7 protein-coding genes are annotated in these 7,134 nt (G+C 63.1%); 5 read left to right on the plus strand and 2 right to left on the minus strand.

Annotation, left to right across the window (positions count from 1 at the left end; translation table 11 throughout):
• The 4 genes from BEN49_RS27745 to BEN49_RS08930 form a co-directional block, all read left to right on the plus strand.
• Nucleotides 1-758 (plus strand): hypothetical protein (locus tag BEN49_RS27745; RefSeq protein WP_083325936.1); only part of this gene is annotated, 758 nt, incomplete at its 5' end.
• A gap of 145 nt (nt 759-903) precedes the next feature.
• The gene (lipA, locus tag BEN49_RS08920; RefSeq protein WP_070742679.1) at nt 904-1,800 is read left to right on the plus strand and encodes a lipoyl synthase; all 897 of its coding nucleotides are present in this window, start codon (nt 904-906) and stop codon (nt 1,798-1,800) included.
• Between the two features lie 35 nt (nt 1,801-1,835).
• Nucleotides 1,836-2,054 carry a hypothetical protein gene (locus BEN49_RS08925; RefSeq protein WP_070742680.1) on the plus strand — a complete coding sequence of 73 codons (219 nt, stop codon included), beginning with the start codon at nt 1,836-1,838 and terminating at the stop codon, nt 2,052-2,054.
• A 7-nt stretch (nt 2,055-2,061) separates the two neighbouring features.
• Complete coding sequence (locus tag BEN49_RS08930; protein WP_070742681.1) at nt 2,062-2,310, plus strand: type II toxin-antitoxin system RelE/ParE family toxin; 249 nt, start codon at nt 2,062-2,064, stop codon at nt 2,308-2,310.
• A gap of 103 nt (nt 2,311-2,413) precedes the next feature.
• Here BEN49_RS08930 and BEN49_RS08935 read toward each other — a convergent pair whose 3' ends face one another.
• On the minus strand, nt 2,414-3,025 hold the full coding sequence (locus BEN49_RS08935) for a DUF4136 domain-containing protein (protein ID WP_070742682.1): 612 nt from the start codon (nt 3,023-3,025) through the stop codon (nt 2,414-2,416).
• A gap of 385 nt (nt 3,026-3,410) precedes the next feature.
• On the opposite strand from BEN49_RS08935, the gene BEN49_RS08940 reads away from it, so the two are divergent.
• Complete coding sequence (locus BEN49_RS08940; protein ID WP_125916658.1) at nt 3,411-3,719, plus strand: hypothetical protein; 309 nt, start codon at nt 3,411-3,413, stop codon at nt 3,717-3,719.
• 128 nt (nt 3,720-3,847) lie between these two features.
• On the opposite strand, the gene gcvP is transcribed toward BEN49_RS08940, so the two are convergent.
• Complete coding sequence (gene gcvP, locus BEN49_RS08945; protein WP_070742684.1) at nt 3,848-6,763, minus strand: aminomethyl-transferring glycine dehydrogenase; 2,916 nt, start codon at nt 6,761-6,763, stop codon at nt 3,848-3,850.
• Nucleotides 6,764-7,134 lie beyond the last annotated feature (371 nt).

Consider the following 7,134-nt stretch of genomic DNA (forward strand, 5'->3'; position numbering starts at 1 on the left):
TCCGCGGCTGGGGCCCCGCCAACGGGCGCGCCCCCCTGGCCACGGCCGCGCCGTCCGACGAGCAGTCGTACCGCAAAGAATTCGTGTACGGCCTCAACTTCAACACCCAGGGCGGCCTCATCGGGGGCGTCTCCATTCGCTCGGCCCGGGTGCTGGACGACCGGTACCTGCGCTTCTGGAGCCTGGAGGGCGTGTCGCTGAAAAACCAAAAAGAGGAGCGCGTTAGCAACAACACCACCGGCGGCAGCTACATCTACCACAAAACCAACTACGCCTTTGCCCTGCGGCCTTCGTTCGGGGTGCAGCGCATCCTGTTCCGCAAGGCCGCCGACGCCGGCGTGCAGGTGAACGCGCTGCTGAGCGCGGGGCCCTCCATCGGCATCCTGCTGCCCTACTACATCAGCTACGACTACACGGCGGCCCAATCCGGCCGCTTCAGCCCCAGCGACGACATCCGCGACCAGCAGTACGACCCTTCCATCCACGTGCAGGAAGGGGCTATTGTGGACAGCGCGCCGTTTTTTAGCGGCATCAGCAAAACCCAGCTGGTGGCCGGGGCCCACCTGCGCGGGGCCCTCAGCTTCGAGTACGGGCGCTACCGCGACGCCGTGGCGGGCCTCGAAGCCGGCTTCCTGGTTGAAACCTACGCCAAGCGCTTGCTCATCCTCAGCCCCGGCACCCAGGGCGACGCCGCCCTCATCAACAACAAGTTCTTCCCGTCGGTGTACCTGACTTTGTACATCGGCCACCGCTCATAAATAAGTTAAAAGTTATGAGTTAAAAGTTATGATTTTAAACAACTGTGCGGCTGAGCGAACGACCATCATTGGTTGTTTCAGCCTCAACAGTACTGCTTAAAACCCGCAAATTTTAACTCATAACTCTTAACTTTTAACTAACCTTATGATTGACCTGCCCATCCTCAACCAGCCCGAAACGGCCGCCCCGGCCCGCCCCCGCAAGCCCGACTGGCTGCGCGTGAAGCTGCCCGTGGGCCCCGAGTACGCCGCTGTGCGCAAGCTCGTCGACGAGCACAAGCTGCACACCATCTGCGAGAGCGGCAACTGCCCCAACATGGGCGAGTGCTGGGGCGCCGGCACCGCTACGTTCATGATCCTGGGCAACATCTGTACCCGCTCGTGCTCGTTTTGCGCCGTGGCCACCGGCCGCCCCACCGAGCTCGACCTCGACGAGCCCCGCCGCGTGGCCGAGGCCATTGCCCTGATGAAGGTGAAGCACGCCGTGCTGACCAGCGTGAACCGCGACGAGCTGAAGGACCGCGGCGCCAGCGTGTGGCGCGAAACCGTGGTGCTTACCAAGCAGCTCTCGCCCGGCACCACCATCGAAACCCTGATACCCGACGTGAAAGCCAACTGGGGGGCCCTGGAAACCATGATTTCGGGCGGCCAGGAGGTGATTTCGCACAACATGGAAACCGTGGGCAGCCTCTACCGCCTTGTGCGCCCCCAGGGCCGCTACGACCGCAGCCTGGAGCAAATCCGCCGCACGAAGCTGGCTGGGCACCGCACCAAGTCGGGCATTATGCTGGGCCTGGGCGAGCAGCCCGACGAGCTGTACCAGGCCATGGACGACCTCGTGGCCAACGGCCTCGACATCCTCACCCTCGGCCAGTACCTCCAACCCACCAAGCGCCACCTGGCCGTGGCCGAGTTCATCACCCCCGATCAGTTTGCCCACTACAGAGAGGAAGGCCTCAAGCGCGGCCTGAAGTACGTGGAAAGCGGCCCCCTGGTGCGCAGCTCGTACCACGCCGAGCGCCACGTGAACGTGCCGGTGTAGGTGCGTCTCCCATCCATTCATTTTATCTCCTTGCTATGCTACCGACCCTGCCTGCCGTCAAGGAACAATTGGCTGCGATAATGAGCAGCCTGCCGGAAAAAGCCACTTGGGACGATGTCCTGTACGAAATTTACGTGCGCCAGTCAGTGGAGCAGGGCTTGGCTGATGTCGCGGCGGGCCGCACCATACCAATGGCAGAAGCCAGGAACTACCTGAAGCAGCGAATGTCGCAACGTGCGGGTTCACTAGAGTAGTAAGGCCTTGGCGCAGCTTGCCGACATAACCGACGGTTTGCAGTTGCGTTCGGTGGCCGCGGCCTACTTGCTGGTCGACGAACTGATGGCCAGCGCTGCCCGCCTGGCCGATTTTCCGTACCTGGGGCGGGCGCTGCCGGAGGGGAATTTCCCCGAAGTGCGGGAGTTGTACGTTGGGAAATACCGATTGGTGTACACGGCCGGTGATTTTCAGGTGGACATCATCGCTGTGTTGCATCAGGCCCAACGTCGGTAGCGTTGCCAAGGCAATGCCGGTCACGGTTTACCGTGGTTATATAAAAAGCAAAAGGGACCCCTTCCGCGACGGAAGGGGTCCCTTTTGCTAAAAGCTGTGCCGCTTAGCGACGGGTGTTGTTCTCGTTGGGCGGGTAGGTGCCCAAGATGCCGGTGACGATGCGCGTGGCCTCGTCCTGCGAGATGTTGTTCTGGTTGAGGGCGGCCATGCCGGTGCCGCGCCAGGCCAGCTCCTTGCGGCGCGCGTCCACGATGTCGATGATGACGGTGCCGGCCTTGTACTGCGTTACGGACCCGTAGCCGCGGCCGTAGCCGCCGTAGCCGTACCCGTAGCCATAGGGGTACCCCAGGCCGTTGTAGTAGGGCGACGTTTGCTGCTGCTGGTTTTCGACACGGGCGCTGTAGGCCACGAACACGTCGGGGGCTTGGCCCGGGGCCACTTCAGTTAAGCCCTTGTTGGCCAAGTCAGTTGCCACGGCCGCGCGGATGCGCTGGTCCACAAAAGACTCGTAGCCTTTAGCAGGGCCCCCCTGGGTATCGGCCTGCTGCTTGGGGTACCAAGACCAGGTTTTGTAGGCACGGAAGTTAACGGCGTGGTCGAAATCGTTGGACACGCCCACGCGCTGCGTGGTGCAGGCGGCGGTGCCCAGGAGCAGCGCCAAACCCGTGGCAACCAGGGCTACCGGACGGGCAAAAAATTGGGAATTGGGTTTCATAACAAAGGATTGAAAAGTGGGGCGTCGGCCCGGCGGGCGGAGTGCCGCGGCTGGGCTTACGTGCGTGGGGAGCTAACGAAAAACAGGGCCCCTGCGTTCCGACTTGGTGCGGGCTTCTTGGCGGCTGGGAAGCGCTAACCGCCAGCCGCTTGCTGCGTAACGCCGAAAGCCTGGCGCGTGGTATTGGCTAGCCGGCCGGGGCCCCACAAAAAGGCAAGCCGCCGATGTGCGCCGGTAAGATAAGCGCCTGAAATAGCTTATGGACCAGCTTTAGCAGAATAATGATGATTTAGTGGGCTGAATGGGCAGAATCAAATGGATTAATCCTAAAATTCTTCTATCTTTCCAACTTCTTAACCATCCTATTTTCTAAATCTTTATCTCCATGTCGAAAGTTTTATCCCTCTTATTGGTCGCTGCCGGGTTGGCTTCCTGCACCGCTGCGCGCGACGAGCGCTTGCGCACAGCCAACGCCAACCGCACCCCGCAGCCCCACACCACCATCGTGGATTGCCCCGTGTACGACGGCATGACCAAAACCTCGGCCGTGCTGGCGCAGCAAACCACCGGCACCACGGTGCAGGTCACCGATACCATCAACGCCTACTTCGTGAAGGTGCGCCTCGACCAGGACGGCAAAACCACCACCGGCTACATGGACCGCCGCTGCTTCGGCGAACGAGGCAGCAAGTAGGGCCGGTGCCGAGTTATCGGCGGCCGGAGCTTATTGTTCGGCCATCAATTATGCTTCGCAGCCGATAAAAAAAGGGCCGCTTCCAATCTGGAAGCGGCCCTTTTTGTTGGCAATCGGTAAGGGGTAACTTAGTACGAGGGGCCCTTGTCGGCTTGCACCAGCTCCTCCTCGTGGTCCACGTACTGCTCGATGGGCGTGCAGCTGCAAATCAGGTTGCGGTCGCCGTAGGCCGAGTCGATGCGGCTCACGCTGGGCCAGAACTTGTTGGCGCGCACCGATTCCAGGGGGTACACGGCCTGCTCGCGCGAGTAGGGGCGCGTCCAGTCGTGCACGAGCACGGTGGCGGCAGTGTGCGGTGCGTGCTTGAGGACGTTGTCCTTGGCGTCGGCACGGCCGGCTTCCACCTCGGCAATCTCCTTGCGGATGGCAATCATTGCCTCGCAGAAGCGGTCCAGTTCGGCCTTGCTCTCGCTTTCGGTGGGCTCCACCATCAGCGTGCCGGCTACGGGGAAGCTCACCGTGGGCGCGTGGAAACCGTAGTCCATCAGGCGCTTAGCAATATCCTCCACCTCGATGCCGGCCTTTTTAAAGTGGCGGCAGTCCAGAATCATCTCGTGGGCGCAGCGGCCGTGGCTGCCGGTGTACAGCACCGGGTAGTGCGCCTCCAGGCGGGCCTTGATGTAGTTGGCGTTCAGGATGGCCAGCTCCGTGGCGCGCTGCAGGCCGTCGCCGCCCATCATCGAAATGTAGGCGTAGCTGATGGGCAAAATGCTGGCCGAGCCCCAGGGCGCCGCCGACACCGCGCCGCTGCTGCGGCCTTCCACCGGCACCACGGCGTGGCCGGGCAGGTAGGGGGCCAGGTCGGCCACCACGCCGATGGGCCCCACGCCGGGGCCGCCGCCGCCGTGGGGGATGCAGAAGGTTTTGTGCAGGTTCAGGTGGCACACGTCGGCGCCGATGATGGCGGGCGAGGTGAGGCCCACCTGAGCGTTCATGTTGGCGCCGTCCATGTACACGCGGCCGCCGTGGGCGTGAATCATCGCGCAGATTTCGATGATGGTTTCCTCGTACACGCCGTGCGTGCTGGGGTAGGTCACCATCAGGCAGCTCAGCTTGTCGGCGTACTTATCGGCCTGGGCCTTGAGGTCGGCCACGTCGATGTTGCCGTCTTCGCTGCTCTTCACTACGACGACCTCCATGCCCGCCATCACGGCCGAGGCGGGGTTGGTGCCGTGGGCCGAGGCCGGGATGAGGGCCACGGTGCGGTGGTGGTCGCCGCGGGCTTCGTGGTAGCCGCGGATGGCCAGTAGGCCGGCGTACTCGCCCTGGGCCCCCGAGTTGGGCTGGAGGCTGACGGCGGCAAAGCCGGTCACCTCGCACAGCCAGGCTTGCAGGTCGCTGAAAATCTGGGCGTAGCCCTTGGCTTGCTCCACGGGTGCGAAGGGGTGCAGGCCCCCAATTTCGGCCCAGGTCACCGGAATCATTTCGGCGGTGGCGTTCAGCTTCATCGTGCACGAGCCCAGGGCAATCATGCTGTGGGCCAGGCTCAAGTCCTTGTTTTCGAGCTGCTTCATGTAGCGCAGCAGCTCGTGCTCGGCGTGGTGCGTGTTGAAGACCGGGTGCGTGAGGTACTCGCTGGTGCGGGCCAGGCCGGCGGGGGCCAGCAGCTCCACTTCCTCCAGCGGTGCGGGCTTTTCTGTTTCCTTGCCCAGCACCTTGCCGAACACGTCGAGGATGTCGGCCACGTCGTGCAGCTCGGTGTTTTGGTTGAGCGAGAGGCCCACCCGCACCTCGCCGAAGTAGCGGAAGTTGAGGCCCCGGGCCTCGGCTTCCTGGCGCACGGCCTGCTGCAGCTCGGCGCTTTCCAGGCGCAGGTTCAGGGTGTCGAAGTAAAATTCGTTGGTTTGCTCCACGCCCAGCTGGTGCAGGCCGGTGGCCAGGGTTTGGGCCAGCGCGTGGGTGTTGATGGCGAACTGCCGCAGGCGCTGGGGCCCGTGGTACACGGCGTACATGCCGGCCAGCACGCTCAGCAGCACCTGCGCGGTGCAGATGTTGGAGGTGGCTTTTTCGCGGCGGATGTGCTGCTCGCGGGTTTGCAGGGCCATGCGGTAGGCCTTGTTGCCGGCCGCGTCGATGCTCTGCCCAATCAGGCGGCCGGGGATGACGCGCTTGAACTGGTCTTTGCACGAGAAGAAGCCCGCGTGGGGCCCCCCGTAGCCCATCGGCACGCCGAAGCGCTGCGAGTTGCCCACGCACACATCGGCCCCGAGCTCGCCGGGCGACATCAGCAGCGTGAGGGCCAGCAAGTCGGCCGCCATCACCACGAACACGTTCTCTTTTTGGGCCCCGGCGATGAAGTCTTTGTAGTCAAAAATCTCGCCGTCGGCGGCCGGGTACTGCACCATCGTGCCGAAGAAATCGGGGCCGCTGAGGTCGGCCTCGCGGTGGTCCCCCACTACTAGCTCAATGCCCACCGGCGTGGCGCGGGTGCGCAACAGGTCGATGGTTTGGGGCAGCACCTGCTCCGAAACGAAGTATTTGTGGGCCCCTTTTTTCTTCGTCTGCGAGTGCAGCATGTGCATGGCCTCGGCGGCGGCTGTGCCCTCGTCGAGCAGGCTGGCGTTGGCGATTTCGAGGCCCGTGAGGTCAATCACCATCGTCTGGTAATTGATGAGGGCTTCGAGGCGACCCTGGGCAATTTCGGCCTGGTAGGGCGTGTAGGCGGTGTACCAGCCGGGGTTTTCAAGGATGTTGCGCTGGATGACCGGCGGCAGGGTGGTGTCGTGGTAGCCCAGGCCGATGTAGCTCTTGAACACCTGGTTCTGGCTGGCAATCTGCTTGAACTTCGCCAAAAAAGCCCGCTCGCTGAGGGCGGCGGGCAAATCCAGGGCCCGGGGCAGGCGGATGGCGGGCGGCACGGTTTCGTCGATCAGCTGGGCCACGCTGGCCACCCCGATGGTGCGGAGCATCGCGGCCTGGTCGGCGGCGCTGGGGGCGTTGTGGCGGGCTTCAAAAACGTCGGCGGGCTGGGGTTTCAGCGACATCGGTAGGGGCATGAAGTGGGGGTGGCGGGGCGTAAAGTCCTACAACAAAGGTACGGGCGAAACGTCCCGGCCGGGGCCCCAATCGGTAGCTTTGTCCAGCTTTTCATCTAGCTGACGGACCCAGCGTGCGGTGGTCCGGCGACTTTTTCAGTCGTCGGGCTACTCTGGCGATTGCCCGGGGCCGCTGTTCAATAGTAAGAGTGGTCCGACGACGGAAAAAGTCGCCGGACCACCCCCGACCCTTTCCCTACCCCACCCGTTTCCCTACCGCTTTAGAGCAGTTCTCAGGTTACTGTACATGATAGCCGCAATGGTCAAACCAATTTTTCGCGTCTTGTTCGGTTATCCAGTCGGTGGCGGTTTTCATCACG

The sequence above is a fragment of the Hymenobacter coccineus genome (assembly GCF_001816125.1).
GTDB lineage: Bacteria > Bacteroidota > Bacteroidia > Cytophagales > Hymenobacteraceae > Hymenobacter > Hymenobacter coccineus.

Excerpts from the sequence above, each read along its gene's own strand:
- BEN49_RS08935 (WP_070742682.1), bottom strand. The coding sequence starts at position 3,025 with ATGAAACCCAATTCCCAATTTTTTGCCCGTCCGGTAGCCCTGGTTGCC.
- lipA (WP_070742679.1), top strand. The coding sequence starts at position 904 with ATGATTGACCTGCCCATCCTCAACCAGCCCGAAACGGCCGCCCCGGCC.
- BEN49_RS08925 (WP_070742680.1), top strand. The coding sequence starts at position 1,836 with ATGCTACCGACCCTGCCTGCCGTCAAGGAACAATTGGCTGCGATAATG.
- gcvP (WP_070742684.1), bottom strand. The coding sequence starts at position 6,763 with ATGTCGCTGAAACCCCAGCCCGCCGACGTTTTTGAAGCCCGCCACAAC.
- BEN49_RS08940 (WP_125916658.1), top strand. The coding sequence starts at position 3,411 with ATGTCGAAAGTTTTATCCCTCTTATTGGTCGCTGCCGGGTTGGCTTCC.